The organism is Thermomonas sp., from assembly GCF_029945965.1.
Classification (GTDB): Bacteria; Pseudomonadota; Gammaproteobacteria; order Xanthomonadales; family Xanthomonadaceae; genus Thermomonas.
Genome location: NZ_JAQSDO010000015.1, coordinates 831361 through 851944 on the forward strand (window position 1 = coordinate 831361; position 20584 = coordinate 851944).

18 protein-coding genes and 1 pseudogene are annotated in these 20584 nt (G+C 58.0%); 1 reads left to right on the forward strand and 18 read right to left on the reverse strand.

Going from position 1 to position 20584, the window contains the following annotated elements; translation table 11 throughout:
• Positions 1–44: 44 nt before the first annotated feature.
• Positions 45–794, reverse strand: a complete 750-nt coding sequence (locus tag PSV05_RS10055) for a glycosyltransferase family 4 protein (protein WP_300064664.1) — start codon at positions 792–794, stop codon at positions 45–47.
• An 18-nt stretch (positions 795–812) separates the two neighbouring features.
• Here PSV05_RS10055 and PSV05_RS10060 point away from each other — a divergent pair, with 18 nt between their 5' ends.
• Positions 813–1175, forward strand: coding sequence for a hypothetical protein (locus tag PSV05_RS10060; RefSeq protein WP_300064667.1), 363 nt, complete (start codon positions 813–815; stop codon positions 1173–1175).
• On the opposite strand, the gene PSV05_RS10065 is transcribed toward PSV05_RS10060, so the two are convergent.
• The 17 genes and pseudogenes from PSV05_RS10065 to PSV05_RS10145 all read right to left on the reverse strand — a co-directional run bounded on the left by PSV05_RS10065 (position 1176) and on the right by PSV05_RS10145 (position 20545).
• On the reverse strand, positions 1176–2156 hold the full coding sequence (locus PSV05_RS10065) for a GDP-mannose 4,6-dehydratase (protein WP_300064670.1): 981 nt from the start codon (positions 2154–2156) through the stop codon (positions 1176–1178).
• Positions 2153–3217 (reverse strand): glycosyltransferase family 1 protein, encoded by a 1065-nt coding sequence (locus tag PSV05_RS10070; RefSeq protein ID WP_300064673.1) that lies wholly within the window; start codon positions 3215–3217, stop codon positions 2153–2155. Before PSV05_RS10070 ends, PSV05_RS10065 begins: the two co-directional genes overlap by 4 nt.
• 52 nt (positions 3218–3269) lie before the next feature.
• Complete coding sequence (locus tag PSV05_RS10075) at positions 3270–4565, reverse strand: hypothetical protein (protein ID WP_300064676.1); 1296 nt, start codon at positions 4563–4565, stop codon at positions 3270–3272.
• 80 nt (positions 4566–4645) lie between these two features.
• Positions 4646–5731, reverse strand: a complete 1086-nt coding sequence (locus tag PSV05_RS10080; RefSeq protein ID WP_300064679.1) for a glycosyltransferase family 4 protein — start codon at positions 5729–5731, stop codon at positions 4646–4648.
• A 247-nt stretch (positions 5732–5978) separates the two neighbouring features.
• Positions 5979–7970 carry an acyltransferase family protein gene (locus tag PSV05_RS10085; protein WP_300064682.1) on the reverse strand — a complete coding sequence of 664 codons (1992 nt, stop codon included), beginning with the start codon at positions 7968–7970 and terminating at the stop codon, positions 5979–5981.
• Positions 7963–8883, reverse strand: a complete 921-nt coding sequence (locus PSV05_RS10090; RefSeq protein ID WP_300064684.1) for a glycosyltransferase — start codon at positions 8881–8883, stop codon at positions 7963–7965. The genes PSV05_RS10085 and PSV05_RS10090 overlap by 8 nt, the downstream gene beginning before the upstream one ends.
• 39 nt (positions 8884–8922) lie before the next feature.
• Positions 8923–10074 carry a glycosyltransferase family 4 protein gene (locus PSV05_RS10095; RefSeq protein WP_300064687.1) on the reverse strand — a complete coding sequence of 384 codons (1152 nt, stop codon included), beginning with the start codon at positions 10072–10074 and terminating at the stop codon, positions 8923–8925.
• Positions 10071–10661, reverse strand: coding sequence for a class I SAM-dependent methyltransferase (locus PSV05_RS10100; protein ID WP_345782253.1), 591 nt, complete (start codon positions 10659–10661; stop codon positions 10071–10073). Before PSV05_RS10100 ends, PSV05_RS10095 begins: the two co-directional genes overlap by 4 nt.
• Complete coding sequence (locus tag PSV05_RS10105) at positions 10651–11628, reverse strand: glycosyltransferase family A protein (protein ID WP_300064693.1); 978 nt, start codon at positions 11626–11628, stop codon at positions 10651–10653. Before PSV05_RS10105 ends, PSV05_RS10100 begins: the two co-directional genes overlap by 11 nt.
• A gap of 103 nt (positions 11629–11731) precedes the next feature.
• Positions 11732–12709, reverse strand: coding sequence for a glycosyltransferase family A protein (locus PSV05_RS10110; protein ID WP_300064695.1), 978 nt, complete (start codon positions 12707–12709; stop codon positions 11732–11734).
• Between the two features lie 101 nt (positions 12710–12810).
• A complete protein-coding gene (locus tag PSV05_RS10115; protein WP_300064698.1) occupies positions 12811–13773 on the reverse strand; it encodes a sulfotransferase in 963 nt (320 codons plus the stop codon).
• A 72-nt stretch (positions 13774–13845) separates the two neighbouring features.
• Positions 13846–14640: a galactosyltransferase-related protein gene (locus PSV05_RS10120; RefSeq protein ID WP_300064701.1), complete on the reverse strand. Its 795-nt coding sequence runs from the start codon at positions 14638–14640 to the stop codon at positions 13846–13848.
• Between the two features lie 266 nt (positions 14641–14906).
• Positions 14907–15071: pseudogene (locus PSV05_RS10125) on the reverse strand (DapH/DapD/GlmU-related protein); the annotation flags it as partial.
• Positions 15072–15498: 427 nt separating this feature from the next.
• Positions 15499–16836 carry a glycosyltransferase family 4 protein gene (locus PSV05_RS10130; RefSeq protein WP_300064704.1) on the reverse strand — a complete coding sequence of 446 codons (1338 nt, stop codon included), beginning with the start codon at positions 16834–16836 and terminating at the stop codon, positions 15499–15501.
• A gap of 73 nt (positions 16837–16909) precedes the next feature.
• On the reverse strand, positions 16910–18271 hold the full coding sequence (locus PSV05_RS10135) for a glycosyltransferase family 4 protein (RefSeq protein WP_300064707.1): 1362 nt from the start codon (positions 18269–18271) through the stop codon (positions 16910–16912).
• On the reverse strand, positions 18268–19500 hold the full coding sequence (locus PSV05_RS10140) for a hypothetical protein (protein ID WP_300064710.1): 1233 nt from the start codon (positions 19498–19500) through the stop codon (positions 18268–18270). The genes PSV05_RS10135 and PSV05_RS10140 overlap by 4 nt, the downstream gene beginning before the upstream one ends.
• A complete protein-coding gene (locus PSV05_RS10145; RefSeq protein WP_300064713.1) occupies positions 19481–20545 on the reverse strand; it encodes an NAD-dependent epimerase/dehydratase family protein in 1065 nt (354 codons plus the stop codon). The genes PSV05_RS10140 and PSV05_RS10145 overlap by 20 nt, the downstream gene beginning before the upstream one ends.
• Between the last annotated feature and the right edge of the window lie 39 nt (positions 20546–20584).

The window sequence follows — 20584 nt, forward strand, 5'->3', positions numbered from 1 at the left end:
CCGGCTGTATGGCCTGGCAGCACGTGCCGAATGAATATCCAGACTCACGGCGCCTGCCATTTGTCGATGAAATCGATGATCGGCTGGCTCAAACGCGACCAGCGGAAACGCTCGGAATTCGCCAGCGCGCGTGATGATGCAGCTCGCCATGCATCTGCACTGGTCAGCAGTGGTTGCAATGCATCTGCAGCAAGATCGATTCGGCCCGCCGGAACCGCAAAGCCACCAGGTCCCGCGATCTCAGGGGGCGCACATACATCTGCAACCACGCATGGGGTGCCGAACACCTGTGCCTCGACCGCAGGAATTCCGAACGATTCGCATCGGCTCAGCAGGCAGAACACTCTCGCCCTCTGATAATGCCGAATCAACTCTTGGTCCGACACTGCGCCCGTAATCGTCACCGCTGACGCCAGCCCCTTCGTGCCGATCCGCTGTTCAATCGCCGAGCGATAATCGGAATCCGACCAAGGCCCCACAAGCGTCAGGCACGCATCAACGCCACGCTCACGCAAGATTGCCACTGCGTCGAGCACGTCCTCGACCGACTTGTGCGGTGTCATTACCGACACCACGACGATCTCCATTGCACGCTGTTCGAAACCCGGCAACGGTATTGCAGCCGCCTTCTCGAACATGCGGTCATCAACACCCACCAGCACGGTTGCGCCGTCTCGTGGCGTGCACGCGGCGTTGTCAGCGTAGATCCGCGCCATGTAATTCGACAGGTAGAACATCGCCGCGGCACGACGTTGCGCGTTCTTGTAACCGTGCCGCTGCATCCGCGCCTTCAAGCGATTCACAGCTCCTGCATGGAATTGCGGGAAAAAGCACCAGGGGTTTTGCGCCAAAACCAATTGCGGAGAGCTGACGCCAGGCACCAATGCACCGGACGTCGAGATCAGAAGGTCAGCACCCACCGCATCCAGCCGCCGCTGCATTGCGAATTGCTGCCACCACAAACGCCTCGTCCAACCAGCACCGACACCCCGGCACTCAATCCATTGCACGTGGTCGCCGAGATCCCGCCGCAAGTCCCGATTGCCTTCATGATGGAATACATAAAAAATGTGGCGACCGCCCGAGGCTGCGGCCAGATTACGCAAATGCCCGCCCAGGACATTTCGTCCGGAGAAATTGTTGATTGGCAGGGCATCGACCGCGATTCGCATTGATCAGCTCGCCACCACCGGCCACGACTCACCCTGCTCGGCCGCCACCATGCGCGCCACCACTTGCTCAAGTGTCGTTGACGCCTTCCATCCAAGCTCATGCTCCGCCTTCGATGCATCGCCGACGCTATGCGCGATGTCGCTTGGCCGCCGCAGCTGTGGGTCAAAATCAACGTGCTGCTGCCAATCCAATCCCACGACATCGAATGCCATCGCAACGAAGTTGCTCAAGGCATGCATGCGACCAGTTGCGATCACATAATCGTTCGGCTCCCGCTGCTGCAACATGCGCCACATCGCATCAACGTACTCAGGTGCCCATCCCCAGTCACGCTCGATATCGAGGTTGCCGAGCTGCAGGCGTTCCCCACTCCCACCGGCAATCCGAACCGCAGCGGCAATGATCTTGCGGGTGACGAAGCGGGTTGGACGCAACGGCGATTCATGGTTGAACAGGATCCCGGTGCATGCATACAGACCGTATGCGTCGCGGTAATTCGCAACCATCCAGTGCGCACTCGCCTTGGCGACGGCGTACGGGCTTCGTGGTCTGAAGGCCGTGCGTTCGTTGGCCGCTTCCCCCACATCGCCAAAACATTCGCTGGAACCGGCGTGGTAGAGGCGTGTACCCAGTTTCAGGAACCGGATCGCCTCGAGTACATTCAGCGCACCAAGGGCAATACTCTCAAGCGTTTCCACCGGCTGGCCGAACGACAATCCGACAGAACTCTGCCCGGCCAGCAAATAGGTTTCATCCGGCTGAACTTCGCTCAGGACCTGGGCCACGCTGCGAAAGTCTGTGGTCGCGGCCGAATGCACTTGTACCCGGTCGCGCACTCCTACGACATCGAGGTTGCCGAAGCTGCTCAGTTGAGCATCACGCGATGTGCCATGCACTCGATATCCCTTGTCGGCAAGCAGCCGTGCAAGCAGTGCCCCGTCTTGGCCTGACACGCCGAAGATCAATGCGCTTTTCGCAATCATCGCTTCACCTTTCCAAAGTCGTTGCGTGCTGATCGATAAGTATCGGCCATGTCTCGAGCGAACCGTTCCAGGCTGAACTGTGCAGCCCAGTCACGCCCCTGTTCCGCACGTCTCCTTACCAACTCCGGATCACGCAGCAGCACTTCGATCTCGTGCACGAAACCGTCTATGTCATCTGCTGGCACGCATGGCGCCGCCGAACCGGCGACTTCCGGCAGCGAACCTCCATCACTGCACACAACCGGCAAGCCGAATGTCATGGCTTCGAGCACCGGCCACCCGAAGCCCTCATAGAGCGATGGAAATACAAGGACGGATGCGCGCCGATACCAATCCACCATCACCGTATCCGCCACATCCTCGATCCAGAGGATTGATGCGGCTAATCCAGCTTGTTCCGCAAATGCCCGCATCGACGCCGTGGGTTTCGGCCCGATCATGACAAGCGTTCGAGCCAGCGCGCGATCCAGTCGGGCGAAAATGCGTAAAGCCTGCTCGCGTTTTTTGTAGAAGCCATTGTTGCCAACATGCAGGATGACGCCCTGCTCCCGCGGGCTACCGTCGACTTCGGAGAATGCAGCCAGTGATGGACGCACCGGAGAGGGGACGACCTTGGAGGAATGTGGATCGCCGTATTCGCTCGAGACATCTCGCCTGGTGCACTCGCTCACGCAGACCAGCATCTGCGCACTGCGCATCGCCACCCCGTTGCGACGCCATAGCCAGCGCGCGGCCGCGCTAACGGTTGGCGTCCCTGGAAAACGACCTCGCTGCTGCAACCTAGGAATGATGTCGTGGGCTGTAATCACAAGTGGAGCACCCTGTAGGGCAGATGCGAGATACGCGCGGCTGCCGTCCAGCACGTGCCAGACATCAACGGACGCATTCCGATGGCGCCACGCCTTTAGCGGCAGGGACAACATTTCCATCCGTTGGTCCAAGCCTCCGGAAGCCGCCACAGGAGCGAGCTCGAACAACTGCGCCTCTACATCTGGCGCATGCCGTGCCAGCGCCTGTATCAGTACGTCTGCATAGGCACGCATGCTGCCCGGCGCATCCACTGGTGCCGTGACAAGCAGCCCAACACGCAACCTGGTTCGCCCGTCACATCCTTCAGGCAGCACGTGAGGGCCCATTCGTCTTGGGAGGCTGAAAACGCACGAGCGACAACACGACACCCACCAAGATACCCAGGAACGCTGCGATGAAAGGATCCGCCAGAATCTGGCCTGACACCGTCAGACTGCCGACGTTGGCCAGGAAGAATGCGAACAGTCCCGCCGCGTAGGGTGCCGAAGTGCTGCGCTTGCGTAGTTGCGAAATCGTCGTTCGCCACAACGCAAGCACGATCGCGATCATCACCCAGAGGAATCCCAACGTACCCGGCACACCAAGCTCAACCATGATCCGGCTTGGCGCACTCTCCTGCCACACGCGTGGTCGCGCCACCTTCAGGTTATGCGAACCGGGCGTGGCAACCCCTAGCCCCTCACCAAGTATCCCTGATTGCTGATAGGTCGTTACTACTGCGCCGAAGCCTTGTCCCTGGATGCTTTCCATCGCACTCATTTTCAGTCCTTCGCCGCTGTAGTAACGAACATTGGCGGAATCCTCACTCAATTGGTCGCTCACCAGCCAGACACTACCAACCGGGATGAGTAACAAACCGAGCAGGGCCACTATTCGCCCCGCACGCCCGGCCTGCCAGTAGATCCAGACCAGCGCAAGCAAAAATACCGGCAGCATGTACACCATTTTGCGCCGGCCAGACAGCATCAACGCAAATATGGCCAAGCCACTTAAAGCGATCCATAACCAACGACGCTTGCCCTTGCCTGCGATGCCCAATATCAGAGACAGCATGCAGACCGCAGCCGCATGCCAGCCCATCACATCAGGGCTTCGATAGAAGCCCGCCACCATATCCACCGTGTAGCCAGAACCCCAGCGCATCCATTCGAAGCCCAGCGCCTTGGTGCCCAGGATCTGCATATCCGGGAACAGCTTGTAGTAATCCAATATGGCACCGCTAAGCATCACGCCATTGGCCAAGCAGTAAACGACCAGCAACTTGCGCACCGACCTTGGGTCACGCGAGAAATGAAAGCCGGTGATCACTGCGAGGAAAATCGACGCGTACGAGAATGCACCGAGGATGGTCAGCATCCAGGATCCCGGGCCATAGGTTGCCGACAGGATCGCGGCAGGCACGCACAACAGGATCAACATGAGCAAGGCGTTACCGATTTGCGGATAAGCACGCTTGAAAACTGCCCACCATCCCCGTGTCCGCATCGCTGCCCCCAACACTGTTGCGAGGAACACAGGGGCAGTGATGAGCACCAGCCAGCCAGGCGTGCCAGGCACGAGCTTGCGGAGTGGATCCTGCACTGCCGCCAGCAGGATCATCAGGAAGAAGCCATATCGCCATGCCGTCGCGGCGCGAAACGAGAACAGCGCCGCGAGACCCAACAAGACATACAGCGCCATCAGACCGTCTTCCCTGTCACTGTCGTCAGCGCCGCAAGCACGCCTTGCCGTACGTTTTCGAAATTATAACCCGCCTCCACCTGAACCCTTGCAGCAGCACCCATTTTCGCCAATCCGTTGCGCACAAGCCCATGCCTAGCCAACAGGGCAGACAACGCGGCCACGTCTCCGTAAGGGAACACGTCGCCGGTATATCCGGCCTGCACAAGGTCCACAGCGCAACCGACCTGATCGCTGACGATCGCAGGCAAGCCGCAGGCCATGGCCTCGTTGACCACGAGGCCCCAAGTCTCGCCGTGGTCTGACGGCAGAACCAGGCAGTCGGCCGCAGCATAGGCTGCCGTGATCTCTGACTGATTGAGGAATCCGGCGAAATGCACGGGCAGGCCGGCTGCCGAAGTTCGCAGTTCCTGCTCCATTGGCCCGCCCCCCACCAGCAGGAGTTGCATGCGAGCACGTTCGTTCGGGTCAAGGCGCCGGATCGCCTCAACGATGTCGCCCGGGCGTTTCTTGTCGACGAACTTGCCGGAAAACACGAACGTCGTGCGTTCTGGATCCAGTCCGAAACGCGCCTGAAGTGCGTCGCGACCTGGCTGGATTCTCGCGACATCCGCTGCAGTGGAGAACCGCTCATTCTCGACGCAATAAGGTGTGGCAAAGATACGCGCGGCCGGCACGCCGGCATCCAGCAGATAACGCCGATTATTGGTGCCGATCGACAGGCACGCTGCGTATCGCGCTAACAGGCGCGCATGCAGCCAACACTTCCAACTGGCACGCGGGCGCATTCCATTGACTTCCCCCCGCACGATGCAGGGAATCCCGGCCAGGCGACTGGCCAGCAACGCCTGCAAGCAGGTTTTGGTGACCCAGCCATTGACGATGACCGCTTCAAAGCCGCCCTCGCGGATCTCCCGGTACAGCTGCGGTGTATCGCAACCCCGGAACTCCGTCAGCGATGGATGCTTTGCGCGATTCTTGAGCAACGTCCATTCATAGCCTTCCAGCAGCGGAATATCCCAATCGAAGGCGACGCCGAATTCCCGCCCCTGCTCCGCAGCATTAGGAATCATCGCGAAATACACACGCAGGTCAATGCCGGGGGTCTTCGCCAGCATGCGCAACCAAGGCACTTGGTACTGGATCGGGTGTGTGGTGACCATTGCGACGCGCATCAAACCAAGCTCCTCTGTACTACCGCGTCCGCGAGGCACATGCGCTCCTCACTCGGGGCCATGAACGGACGAACGATCAGCAAGCTCAATGAGGTGCTGGCCACAAACATCGCTTGAAATTTCGCCAAGGAGCGCATCTACTGAAAATCTCTCATGGTCACTTGACTCCTTGCCCATGAGCGGCACTATCGCCAAGTGCGCCAGCGAATCCATTTACAAGACGAAGCGAACCCGCCACCGTCAGGTGGTGGCTATCCGAATACATCACAGCTCCTTCTTTAGTGGCTGGGCATGATGTTGTAGTGCACAGTGAAATGAACGGATCGAACAATGTTGCTGTCGGAGAATGGGCGACTTCAGAAGCCAGCATTGCCAGCGCCACGCTTCGGCCTTGCTCTGCATCACGCCGGGTGATCGAGCATGTGGCGAGCGGCCTGCGCGCCAAGCACGCAGGGACTTCATGGTGGAAGTCAGGCGTGGGCGCGACCACCACCGCGCGCGCACCCCCAGATGCAATTCCGCGCAACGTCGCCACCGCCCCACTACGTGCCGCTGCAAAGGCAGCCGAATTGCTGGTGTAGGCGGGCCAGTGTGATGCCAACACGACCGTTAAGGGCTTGTGCGCGGAAAGCCGCTGTACTTCCTGCAGCACATCCTGATTGAATCGCTCGCAACCTACGGCGCGAGGTATCCCGATCAAGGTTGGAGAATATCCTTGCAGAGGCGGACACTCGGGCATGTAGCGAATGCGCAGCGAAAGGCCACGACGCCTTGCGTACTCCGTCAGCGCCGGAACGTAATGGGCCGCATGGGAATCACCCCAGATAATGATATCTGGCGCTCTGCCGCCTTTCGGAAGATCGCAATCGGATCGCTGTAATAAACCACCTTTATACGGCCGCTCGTGTTCACACGACACATGAACATTCCGGACGTCTGCCAACGCCGTCTGCAGCGCCGCGTCCCCGCCCGCCTGGGTCCAACCCAACTTGGCCCACGCCCCAAGTCCTGCGGCCAGCACGACCACGAATGCGCAGCCGACCGCCCCCACGCGAAATGTCCGCGAGCGCGTGGCCATCAATGCAACCTGTTTGCGCCTGATCGGGTTTTCCACGAACCGATAGGTCAGCGCCGCCAGCACCAAGGCAAGCAGGCACACGCCGGCAATGCCTACCGTGCCGATTTCACCCAAGGTGTACAAGCGTGCCATGACCAGGAGTGGCCAATGCCACAGGTAAAACGCATACGACACAAGACCAATCGCTACCAGCGGACGTACTGACAATAGCCTTGCCACCAGTCCATGGCGCGAATATTCGCATCCCATGATCAAGGCAGCCGTACCGAGGGTCGGAATCGTCGCGTGCCAACCCGGGAACGGAATCGCTTCGGCATCGAACGCCACCACGGAATACAGGATCGCCAACAATCCGGCACCCGCAATAAGTTCTGCGAACAGGATCGGCTTCTTGCGCTTCGTCGCGAACACATACACCAAGCCGCCGGCGGCAAACTCCCAGGCACGGGTTGGAGATCCGAAAAATGCAAACTCGCGATGGCTGGCTGTCGTGATTATGGATAGTGCAAGGGACACCACGAAGACCAGCACCAGCAAGCCGCCAAGTGGCCGATCAAACCCAATACCACGCCGGTGTGACCAGCGACCCAACAGCAGCATTAGCCCTGGCCAGACGAGGTAGAACTGTTCCTCGACCGAAAGTGACCAGGTATGCAACAGCGGCTGCGCTGCGGCCGGCGCGTCGAAGTATCCACCCGTGGCATTCGCAAAATAGAAGTTGGATACCAGCAGTACTGTGGCAATTGCCGACTTCGCCAGCCCCTGTTGTTCGCCGCCAACCGGAACCAAGAAGACGGAACCCAATGCCAACGTGGCGGCGAGCACCAAAAGCAATGCAGGCGCGAGCCTGCGTACCCGGCGCTCATAGAAGCCGACCAGAGAGATGTCTCCGGTTGTCGAAAATTCCCTAAACAACAGGCCGGTGATCAGGAACCCGGAGATGACAAAGAAAACATCGACACCTACAAACCCGCCCTGCACCCATGGCACGCCTGCGTGATAAGCAACCACGGCGAGGACCGCAAGCGCCCGCAGGCCATCGATGTGGCGCCGGTAATCCAGTTCAGCCATGCGATTGAAGTAAACGTGGGCCCCGACGCAACAATGCGCATGCCGCGAAGAAGCCGCGCAGTTCGGCCAGCAGCGTCAATGGAATCCACCAGGGGTTGCGCATGTGGTGACGGGTGCGGATCGACCGTAGTGGTCGCCAAAGCAACTCCCGCCACCAGCCCTCCTGCCTAGTCCGCAGCCAGAAATAGTAAGCGCCGACCGAATGTGTGGGGCGCATGGTTCGTAGGTGATGCCCATGGGCGCGCGTACCGCCTGATGACACCGCCAAGTGATGGATGATCGCGCCGGGTTCATAACGGATGAGCCCATGGATCGTGCGATAGCGCCACGCAAACTCGGCCTCGAAGCGATACGCCGCGCCAATGAAATTCTCGTCGAAGCCGCCCAGTGCGATCGCCATGTCGCGTCGCACTGAAAAGTTGCCGCCCATGAATTCGCGGATAACGGCCGGTGTATCACTGGTGAAGCGGAATGACTCTCCGGGCTGGAGATGCTCGGGCTGTTCGCCGGGCTGCAGCACCATGCCCGCCACCAGCGAGGCTTGTACTTGTGCAGCCTTGTGCCTCGCCACCAGATGCGGATCCGGCACGATGTCGTCGTCAAGGAACAAGACGATGTTAGATTTCGCGGATTGCAAACCCACGTTCATCGCGTGCGGAATACTGGGCTCAGGGAGGCGCAACCAGCGAAGCTGCCCGGCGTCATGCAATCCCTGCAATTCACTCTCAATGTCGGCTGGATGCCGAACGGTCTGATCTACCAGTACAATTTCTGAAGGCGGTACTGCCAGCGCAAGCAATGCGCGCGCGCTGTTGAGCGCGATCATACCGCGCTGGTAGGTTGGAATCACCACACTCAAGGGGAGGGTTACGGACACAGCTTTTTCATCCTCGTCGCGCAGCGGCTCCGCCAATGGATCGACGACGCTGTTGTCCTCCGGCCGCCATAAGTGTCAATAACGTCGAATTGAATTCAGGTGGTCGTAGAACGCGGTCATGGCACTCGCACACCGCCCCCAACGAAATTCTGCTGCGGTCACCCTTGCCGAGTGGCCAAGGCGACTGCACATTTCAGCGTCGCTCGCCAAGTCGGCGGCAGATAACGCCATCGCGGACACGTCGCCAACTGGAACGAGGCGCCCATTGGCGCCGTCGCGAATGTAGTCGGTAGGACCCGAAGTGTCTGACGACACCACGCACATCCCTCGCGCCATGGCTTCCATCACAACTTTGGCCGCGCCCTCCGCCAAGGTCGGAAATAAGAATATTCCATGGGTGTCGTACATTTCCATCAAGGAACTTCGATCCACCCAGCCCCGAAGGTCCACACGGTCGCGAACGCCGTCTGGCAACGCGGACAGCAGTGCATCGTGCAATGGCTGGGGGCAGATCCAGGTCATACAGACATCGGTTCGCGACTGCAGGACCTGCGCCACTACCCGATTCATGATCATGGGCCCCTTGTTCGCCGACATCTGCGAAACATGCAGGAGCCTCTTCCAGCGCCGCTCATCGGTCGACACTGGTGCATCCAGGTAGGCGTCAGGCACACCATGCCAGATCACTGCGACCCGGTCTGGCTGCGCACCGAACTGCTCGACCAGGAACTTCTTGTCATCGGCACATGGCACGATCGCACCGTCGCTACAGTGCATCGCTTCACGCTGAATCCAATGAAGCCGATGTCCGACCAAGGCACGAAACGCTCCACGTACCGTCGATGAGGTGGTCGGCGCGTATCGGAGCATCGCCGCGTCAACTTTTGCTTCAAGTCCATGACTACGCCAAACCATCAGAGGGCGATTCGGCAATCCGAGCACCATTCGGCCGGACAGATACGAATATGGCTGACTGAGTTGCACCACGTCATAGCCCCTTCGAGCAAGCCGCGCGGCGACTTCGCGCCGATAGGCACGAGGCAGTTCAAGTATGTAGTGCAAATTTCCGTGAGAAACCTTGCGTCCAAGCGAGTCCGCCCAGAACGAGTCGACACGATGCCCAAGTTTCGCAAGCGCATGACTGGTATCCATCACGGTGCCAGCGGCGCCAGAGTTGGCATCCGGCAGAACATCCGCCCCGACCAGAATGTCCAGCTTCCCGCTCATGAAACGCGGCGATACACCGTGATGGTGTCCCGGGTTTCCTGGAGTTCAAACCCAGAAGGGGTTGGACCCAACTCACGCACCAGCCGCACAGGACCACTGGTCTCTGGGCAGCGGCCGGGCATTGGCTGGCTATCGTGCAGCGCAAGTCGCCCACCCACCTTCACCTTTGGCGACCACTCGTCCCAGTCCCGTTTCACTGATTTGTAAGAGTGGTCGGCGTCAATAAAGATCAGATCCATTTCTTGCTGAACATCCATAACGCTGTCGTAGCTGAACTTCCGGATTACGTGCAATTTGATATCGGGTCGCCGGGCTCTGCGGGTCTGCGACCACGTGATCCAATAGCCGTAGGCGATACCTAGGCGGCCGGGAATGAATGGGTCTATGCAGTACAGAGCGCCACTCTCCGGCATTTTCTCCATCATTCGGCGGGACGTAAGCCCTTCGAACACACCGATCTCGGTTACAGTCTCGGACATGCTGGACAGTTCCCTGAGCAGATCAGTTTCTGGGACCGACAATTGCGTTGCCGCTGGGCGTAGGCCTGCGAGAACTGCAATACAGTGAAAGACTTGGTTACCCATCATCACGTTTCTCCTCAGATGTAATCAGGATCGCTTGTACTAGACGAACCCACGCTCGCCAATGCATTGGTCGTGCAGTAATAACTTGACGCAGATAACCGATTGCGCGCCTGTCGCCATTCTTCACGAGTTGCGATCCGATCAGATAGGTAATTTCAGGACTCTTGTCGATGCCTGAGATTTGCGAGCCAAGCCTCTCACTTCGAATATTCTCCATAAGCTTTCGCGCTTCATCCAGGCACTCTGACTCACTTGTCCCGGAGACCCGACAAACCCTGCAAGCATGCACAAGCCTGGCAAATTCTAATTGTCGAGGTCTTCCAACACCAGAAATACTCCCGGGCTCTTTTATGTAGCGGTAGCGCACGTTTGGGATATATCCGATCAGCGCCTGCTCGCCCATCCGCAGCCACAGGTCCGAATCCTGTGAATAGTAAAACTCTTCTCGATAACCGCCGACTTTTTCATAAAGAGCCTTGCGGAACATAACGCTACCGTGAGCGGGTGGCCCCTGACGGTTGTGTAACAACCCGTGCGTCGCAACTTCGGGATCCGCGGGCCGCTCGGTGAACGACATATGCTCTCCGCCAGGGCCAACACATTCGGTCGTGCAGGATACAAACCCCAGCCGAGGATCCTTGTCGAACAGTGCGACCTGTTCGGCAATTCGCAACAGATGTGACCAATCATCGGAATCCTGCCGCGCAATGAACTCGCCTCGAGCCTCGGCACAACCATGGATGAGTGCCCGTGTGAGGCCTGTATTTTCTTGATGGAGGATGCGCAGGCGTGGATCCTCGCTCGCTAACCCATCCAGTAGCTGCGAGCAGCCATCAGTTGAGCCATCGTCAATCACGATCAGCTCGAGGTCATGAAAGCTTTGGCCAAGGATGCTCCCCACCGAGCTCTCAATTCGACCGGCATCGTTATAGACGCTCATTACGACAGAGACTGTGGGCCTGGTATTCACTACTAGGAATTTATCCGGAATTTGTTCTTGATATCGGGAGCAGGCTTCTCAGCCTGAGAATTTATGGTCACAGCTCTCATCCAGTCACCGAAACCAACCGTTGCTATTGTTTTTTACTGTGCTGAATCAGTGATCGAGTTGTCTCCAACCACCATACCGTGCGCGGCCAACCAAATAATCCCGTGGCCACGCCATACAGTTGCAACGCACAGGTTCCATGGCAGATGCGCATTTCTTTCGCTATACCTAGCGCTATTTCGGCTTCTTCAACCAGCCCCCGCTCACCACACAATCGCGCGATCCAGAACAATTTTCGGGAGAACTCTTCCAGGTAACTCCAGTCAAGAAGTCCAAGTGCACGCATACGTGTCCAAACTGCCTCGTGTGCACGCGCCATGTCCCGAACAATCTCCACGGTAAAACCGCTGCTCATGCCGCTTGCTCGCATGGCCTCGTGATCGCGAACGATCGCGCCAGGCTGCGGCACATGGATCGCGCTAATGCCCAACATGCCCGCACGCAAATCGTGCTCCCAGTCCTCAAGACAGCGTAGCTCCAGCCAGGGTCCGATCGCATCGCATGTAGTCCTCCGCCAAAGCGGCGCATTCGTATCCCAGCCCCGCTTCATCAGAAATGATGGAAAAATGTGCTCGATCTCTTCGCTGGTACGCGCCCAGACACGCGATTCACCCGTTGCCATATCGACGCGCCGGGTGATTCCGTAGGCCAGACCAGTTTCCGGATGTTCCTGCAACGCGGCGACCTGTAACTCGAACTTGCTGGGTTCCAGCAAGTCATCGGAATCCAAGTATTGGATGTACTCGCCTCGCGCATGCGCAAATCCCAAGTTACGTGCTGCACCCGGACCAGCATTGGCCTGATGCACCCAGCGCACCACACCAGGATGCAAGGCCGCCAATTCTTCAGCAACCTTGGGGGTGTCATCTTCGGATCCATCATCGACGATGATGACTTCGATTCGCTCATAGGTCTGTGCAAGTACCGACGCCACTGCCTCCCGCAACATGATCGGCCGATTGTAGGCGGGGATGATAGTGCTGATGGTAGCAGGCGAGTGCAATCAGATCGCCTTCTGGTCAATGATCTGTGGCCAATTCGCGCACATGCCAAGCTTGCCAATGTGGTGTCCCACCGATATTGTCTTTCTCGCCGAGTATTTTTTCACGGCGTCCAATCCTCATCCCGGTCGTAAAGTGGTATCCCGAACTGCTGCCAGATTTCCCGGATGAGCGTGAGTTCATCGCTCGCAATCTTGCCAGCCCAGGAACGCGCCATCGCCATGCTGTTTCGTGAGACGGCATGTGGATGGTACTTCTCGACCGACATGACATCACCAAAGCAGGCGCGTTGATGGATCTCGCGCGTGCGCTCGTCGTACGGAAGCTGCAGCACCTCGAACAGCCCTTGCAACTTGTTGATCGGATCTTGGCAAAGGTCTTCGAACATGACGTGTGAGCCAACGCCCTGCTTGACATAGCTCCATAGGACAGTGTTCAAGGCGCCATGCAGCACTGCTGCTGACTCGACACTATCTTCACCTGAATATTTCTCAAGTAAGTTCCGATGAGGTTCTAGATGCTCGGTCATCAGCTGTCCATCGTCGAGGAACTGGCGTAAGAATGACCCGAGCGGCCACCCCAGCCGACGCACGCTGGACACGAATCCTGCCGGGTGCCGAAACAGGATAACGGTTTGCAGCTGGTAACGCGTCGTTAAATACTCCGTCAGCAGGCACCCCAGCGGATCCTTGATTAGCATGCGCTTCAATCGCGGCTTGAAAAGCCTCAAGGGCATCATCGGATAATCCGCGTTTGGCATATTCAGAGCGGCCCGGAATCCGCCGCTAAGGACCTCATCGAACAGCGCATCCACATCCGCATCCGCCACCTCGCTTCGGCGATAGTCGAATGATTTCGGCCACCGCCCTTTCTCCGGGGAGAATGGCTCGTGGATATACCAGATACCGGGGGCGGCTAGCATTTTTGCCAACCATGTCGTACCACTACGATGGGTACCAGTCAGGAAGATGGGCGGTCCTGCAGGTATCGAAGCAATTCGCCGGCGTGTTTCAGGATATTCGAGCCATGCTCCGCGGAGGCGGCCTGCCAACAATTTCCAATTCATTCGCTCAAGGTCTCTGGGCGGCCCGCCAAGCGATGGCTTGGTTCCTCGCCCGGTATCTACATACCTGCGTGATCATGATCTCGACCATATCGATGAAGGCACTTCTGCACCCGTGCCGCCATTCCGAAGGGATGCAATTCGATCACGGGTAGGAGTTGAACTCAGTCGATCCAGTAGCAATGCGTTGCGCTCTCTTGCATCATCATTCGCGGCACTTTCATGCCAAAGATGAACAATAGGGAGTCTTGCGCCTTCGCCAATATTGCGGGTTCTAAGTCTCTCCATGAATTCGTCGTCTTCCGCCCCCCAGCCATAGAATCTTTCGTCGTGCCCGCCGATCGAAAAATAACACTCCTTCGTAACTGCGATGGGAGTGCGATTATTTGCAATGATGCGCTCAAGTCCCAATACACCAAAAAAATTTTCGCCGCGCTGAACTTCTTCAGAACTTTCGGCATCAAGATAAAATATCAAGCGTGGCAGCCGTACTGCCTCCAATCCACGATCAATGACACCAACGATATGTGAGAGAGCTGCCTTGGGTAGCAGCATGTCCGCATCATGGAGGAGCAAGATACGCCCCTTGGCCTCACGCGCCCCTCGGTTCAACGCCCATGAACGGTTGTACGGCATGTCCTGGCTGGTGCACTTCTGATGCACGTAAATGACGTCTTTTGGCACAATTGATGCAAAAGCAGGATGCCAACTTTGCTCGACCACGATGACTTCGTAGCTCACGTCAATTTGGGAGCGTAGGGCCTTGATGCATGCCTTGAACTGCTCCAGACGTGCAGTACCGCGCACCCCGATCACGACACTTACGGTTGGCTCAGAATATTTGTCCGTAGTTGGCACCGTGGAATCCAACTCTATCGGCCACTCCTTCAAACAATGCCTGAGCAAACGAGGTCCAATGTCTGGAAACATATTGGCTACGGTTAGTGACGAAGAGTGCCTCCACATGCACTCGCGCCCAGTCGTTAGCGGATCGACTCGAAGGCGCTGACGACGATTGCACAGATCGAGCCAATTGAATCCTAAAGCTTGTGCTACGTGCGGCAGTCTCAGCACAATTTCAGTGCGCCAACGTTCGTGTAACCAACAACCGATTTTTTGCCTAATAGAAGGATGAGTCACAGCCTTTCCCCCAGTTTCCTTGCTGGGACACTGCCCCAAATTTCAAACATTGGAACGTCTTTCGTAACCACGGCATTCGCGCCAATGATCGCGCCGTCGCCAATGGTCACACCCGGCATGATCGCGCATCCGGCCCCAAGCCAGACATCGTTGCCGATGACGATCCCGCACCGGGCTGGATCTGCCCCTTGGGATTGGATTGGCATCCCGCGTGCATGCCCATGGTTGGACGCCACGATGCTGCAGAATTGGCTGATCAGGCAGTCGTCACCAATCATGATGTCTCCGCCACCCGCCCGAAGATTGTTGTACTGACCGATCCAGGTACGCGCACCAACTTTGATCCGCCCATACCCATTACTGTCATCACCAAAGGCAAGCATCGTGCCTTCACGTATCTGCGCCCCCTCGCCTGCGCTGAAAAGTTCAGAACGATGGCCATACGACAATACCGTATCGCTGATACGAGCCTTTGGTGCAGCTTGTCGCAGCAAATCAAGCTCAACGCGCTGAAGACGTCGCTTGCCGAGATCTTGGATCACGGCGTCGTGGCGGAAAAGCCACACGCCACGCAGGATATTGAGCAGGCTACGCAACTGGATTGCCTGCATGAATACCATCGCATGCACGTGCAAGTTCCCAGAATGCGTCATCGCTAACTACACCGCTATGCGAATGCGGCCATTCGCCACCCGGATCATTGGCTAGTGGCGATTGCCTCCCAAGCAATTCACGCAACGATTCTGCTAGTTCAAGACCGCACAACTTGTCGAGACGTCCCTTCACTGGTGGTGCAGTCAGGCGAACCGCCGTGGCTGGCTCCGAAACCAATACTTGCTTGAGTGCACGATCCCAGGCTTCGACCGAGGCCTGGATGCTATAGCGCTGTTCGACAAGTTGCTTACCGCCTTCAATCAAGCACTCGCGCAAGCCTGCGTCGTGCCATAGCCGCTCAAGAGATTGCACCGCTGAATCCGTGTCACCGATATCGAATAAGAGGGCATTTGATCCATCCTCAAGCGCTTGCTCAAGTCCACTACCAACATATCGGCTGCTGACCACGCAGACACCATGGGCCATGGCCTCCCAGACCACGATTGGACCGGTTTCCCAAGAGGATGTAAGTATCAATGCATGCGCATCGGGATAGATTCGCGTATCCAGATCATCTGCCGACACATATCCGTGCATGACAACAGAGCCATCGGCAATTTCATTTGCCAGCATGGTCTGTAACTGCGGGCGATCAGGACCATCACCGACAACATCCAGCCGAAATGGCACGCCACGCGCGCGCAGTCCAGCCACGATACTAACCAAGTCCATGCAGCACTTCTGGGGGGTTTCCAGACGCCCGCAACAGACGATGTTCAACCGGCCATCAAAACTTTTGGCAACAGGATGCTTACGTTCCGGCACACCATAAGCCGCATATAGCACCCGATCTTCTGACACCGCACCTAGCGAGGTCGATAGCGCGCGTGAAAGCTGGTTGGTGCAAACAACACCATCCAGGATGCCCCCGAAATGCTGCATGTCGGAATACAGAAAGCGTTCGATTCCATGCACGCTCAGGATTGCGCGGGATTTACCCCCCTTGCCGGACGCGCGCAAATTGTCCATCGCAACGAAAAGATCGGGGATATTCACCGAGATCGCGATATCGGGTTTTGCTTCTTGCAGCACTTTCTCGATGGCCCGCCGCCGACCGACGGGCGTATCGGTGTCGCAATGCGCGATCAACGCATTCGTTGCCGGGTGATCGGCCAGATAGGGTTCCGGAAGATGATGGCGACGCCCAGACACCAGGCACAGCTTGGCGTCCCAACCACACCTTTCGAGTCCGGGCGTCAGGTATTCGAGCCAGGTGGCAAGCCCACTAAGCAGATAAGCCGAGGGAGCAACGAACAATACTGAAGGACGCATCGACAGTCTCACTTGTAGTAACTCACTGGGCCAAATTCCCCGACTGCAGCAAGGATTGCAATCAACCGGCACCTCATGAGCGTGCCTTGACCGCTGGCATGGAGAAGTCAGTACCGACTACATCCATTTGGTTGATTGCCGTTTGTATGGCATCCAAGGTCGCAGCATCATGATGGCGGTAATAAAGAGGCCACTCTTCCCCACCTGCAGGCACCGACGACCCTAATATCGTCCGGCGTGTACGTCGCACCACATCGGATAGTCCAGCAGGAATTCCGATCCGATCAAGGAATCCGGTGACAGGCGATGCAGGCATCACCGGGGGCTTGCTGCCCAGAACCAGTGGCGCGGCTATGACTTCTTCCAGCGTGCATTGCCAACGCTCGAGCGAACGCGCCCAAGTGTATTCAGCGGACTTGGCAAGGCACGCACTTGAAAGCTGATGCAATAGCGCCGTGTCGCCAGCCAACCGCGCGATTGCCAGCGCTGCCGCGCGCATGTCACCCACCGGATACGACAGTCCGTTGAGCTCGTCTTCCACCAGACGCTCGGCATGGAAGCCGTCGTAGCGCGAGCTTACCGGAACTACCCCATGCATCATCGCTTCGACCAGCACGATGCCGAAAGCCTCCGAAGCCGACGTGAGCACAAGTACGTCGAGGTTCGGAAAGACACTTGCATACAACTCGTCATGGGGTACAGCGCCATGTATTTGTACACGGGGAGCCTGGCCCCCCAAGGCCGCACGTATCTGTTCGCCGCAAGGACCATCGCCAACAATGTCGAGCGTGTAATCCACGCCGAGCGACTCCAGCTCGCGATGCAGCCCGATCAGATCAGTGGCGCGTTTGTCCAGGGGTGTAAGTCGCCCCACATAGCCAATTCGAAGGGGCATACCGGGCAAGCGAGGCTGCTGCGCAATCCGAACCGGATCTGCGCCGTTGGGGATATTGATGACACGGTCAGGCAAAAATCCCGCCCATTGCACCAGCACCTTGCGCGTTAGCCGGCCCGGACAAACCACGCGATCAATCCAGTCGCGATAGTCATTCAGATCCGCCAGCATCGTGGGGAGATTCCCCTGTGCATGTGCGACCAATCGCACATTTATACTCTGCTGCTTGCACCGGATCGTTGCTTCGTTGGCATCGACTATTCCCAGTGGTACCACGATGTCAGGGCGCACACTGCGGATACAGCGCATCAACGCGCGTACCCGACCGTCACGGTTCAGTCCGCGTCCGTCCACATCGACCGTCGTCAAATCGGGATGTGCCTGCCTGTAACTTTCGGGGTCGTTGTAGCGGAGTCCCTTTGCCAAGCCAACAGTGACTTCAAACCCACTTTTTGAGAGGTGCGCATTCGTCCTGTCCAGCCAAGTTTCAACCCCACCGATCCGGGAGGACGTCTGCATGAAAAACAGGATGCGCTTCACGAGCCAGCACCGCTTAGAAATGTCCGGACCTGCGCATGGAAGCTTCCGCGACTGAGCACTGTATTGGCAACCTTGGCCGATGCGCTGGCTGCCCCAGCGTAAAGCTTCGCGTCAATAGCCAAACCTTCAATCACGGAAGCCAATCTTTCCGGAACTAGACTATTGCAGACCACGCCAACCGGATGTTCATGTGAAAACAAGGAGACTGAGGCGTATTCAGGCGCATGCACGAGAATAGGCCGACCGGTTGAAACATAGGCGCTTAGCTTGGTCGGAAATGACAATTCCGAAAGCTCGCGTTGTGCCGGTTCGAACGGCTGCGGAAGGTACAGCAAATCGCACCCGGACAGGCGTGCGTGCACTTCTTCGTCATCGCGCCAACCGAGGAATTCCACTTGAGCGGGTGACTGGGCCGAAAAGGTCACCTGGCCACTCATGACGATCAATCTCACGCGCTTGCCACCGACCTTCCAGCCAAGTTTGCCTAGTGCTGCCTGAAAAGCTGTCCACGCCGAGGGGCAATACATTCCACCCGAGAACCCGATCACGAATTCCTCGTCACTGGTTGGCAGCCCGCGAGCCACGACCGAATCCGACACGCCATGCCGAACGATCTGGCATCGGGCACCGTACCGCTGGGTGTAACTTGCTGCCATGGACTCGCCTATCACGGCGGTGTGTTCCGCGGTCGCCAACAACCGTCCGAACCGGCGCTCGATACGCCATCGGCTGAACGCATCGAGTCCACGTTGCTGAGACAAATGGCCAACGTCGTCCCACACATGGGCCAGGAGCGGTACCCGCAATGTTTTCATCAGTTGCGCGCAGACATCCATGACCGACGGCATGTTCAGCACTGCCCAGACACGATCGATCTGATTGGCCTGTGCGTAGTCACGGATTTCGTTCACCAACGCTGCAATGGCGGGGTCGTAATCGCGGAAGCGCTTGGCAGCGGCAAGCATGCCGCCCATACGACCCGAAATCATGCGTTTGGCGTGTTCATGCGGACGTTCGAACACGCGCGTGCCCACGACTGGGTCCGCTTGTTCGGCCTCCTTCGAGTCCAGCATAGCCGCCACCACGAATTGTTCGCGGTCCACACAAGCAAGCATTTCACGGAGCAGGATCTGGCCCACGTTCCGGTTGCCGGGGATCGAACCCACCAGCAATAGAGTTTTTTCGGCAGTTGCACCAACGGCAGTAGAGTCAGTCAATGGAACGCTCATGCAGTACCCGCACGATGTCTTCCAGGATGCTGTCCAACGGCACCGTAATATCCCAGCCCGGATAGTCCGACTTCATCTTGCTGAGATCAGAGATGTAGCAGATGTGGTCGCCGGAGCGGTTCTCGTCCACGTATTCCCAGGACAGGCGCTTGTCCGCAATTGCCTCGAGTTTGGTGATGGCCTCGAGCATCGAGATGCTGTTGCTGCGTCCACCACCGATGTTGTAGACCTCGCCACAACGTGGCGCGGCATGGAAGCGCTCGATGAAGCGGCAGACGTCGCTGGCATCGATATTGTCGCGCACCTGCTTGCCCTTGTAGCCAAAGATGCGATACGGGCGCCCTTCAACCACGCAACGCGCCAGATACGCGAGGAAGCCATGCAGTTCCGCTGCACTGTGGGCAGCGCCAGTCAGGCAACCGCCACGCAGGCAAACCGTCTTCATACAGAAATAGCGGCCGTACTCCTGGACCATGACGTCAGCCGCGACCTTGCTGGCGCCGAACAGGCTGTGCTTGCTGCGGTCGATGCGGAAATCCTCGGCAATGCCGCCGAAATCCTCCGGCCGCTGGTACTCCCATCGAGTGTCCAGTTCCACCAACGGTAGTTCGTTGGGCGCGTCGCCATAGACCTTGTTGGTGCTCATGAAACAGAAGGTCGCTTCGGGGCGATGCCGACGTGTCGCCTCCAACAGGTTAAGGGTGCCACCCGCGTTTACATCGAAGTCATCAAACGGACGGCTTGCCGCCAGATCATGCGAGGGTTGTGCTGCGGCGTGGACAATCATGTCTGCCGGGATCTCCGCGATCGCCCGGTCAACCGCCACACGATCGCGGATGTCGAGCACATGGTGTTGATAACCCGGGATGTCGTGTTGTAGGCGCTGCAGGTTCCAGGTGGTGTCGCCATCTGGACCGAAGAAGTCGGCGCGCATGTTGTTGTCGATGCCGTGCACGGTCCAGCCGAGCGCGGCGAAATGACGCACCGCCTGCGAACCGATAAGGCCGGCCGAACCGGTGACGAGGAGGACTGGGGACAAGGTCATGGGAATGCGATTTCCTGTAATGCTGATAGATTCCGAGAA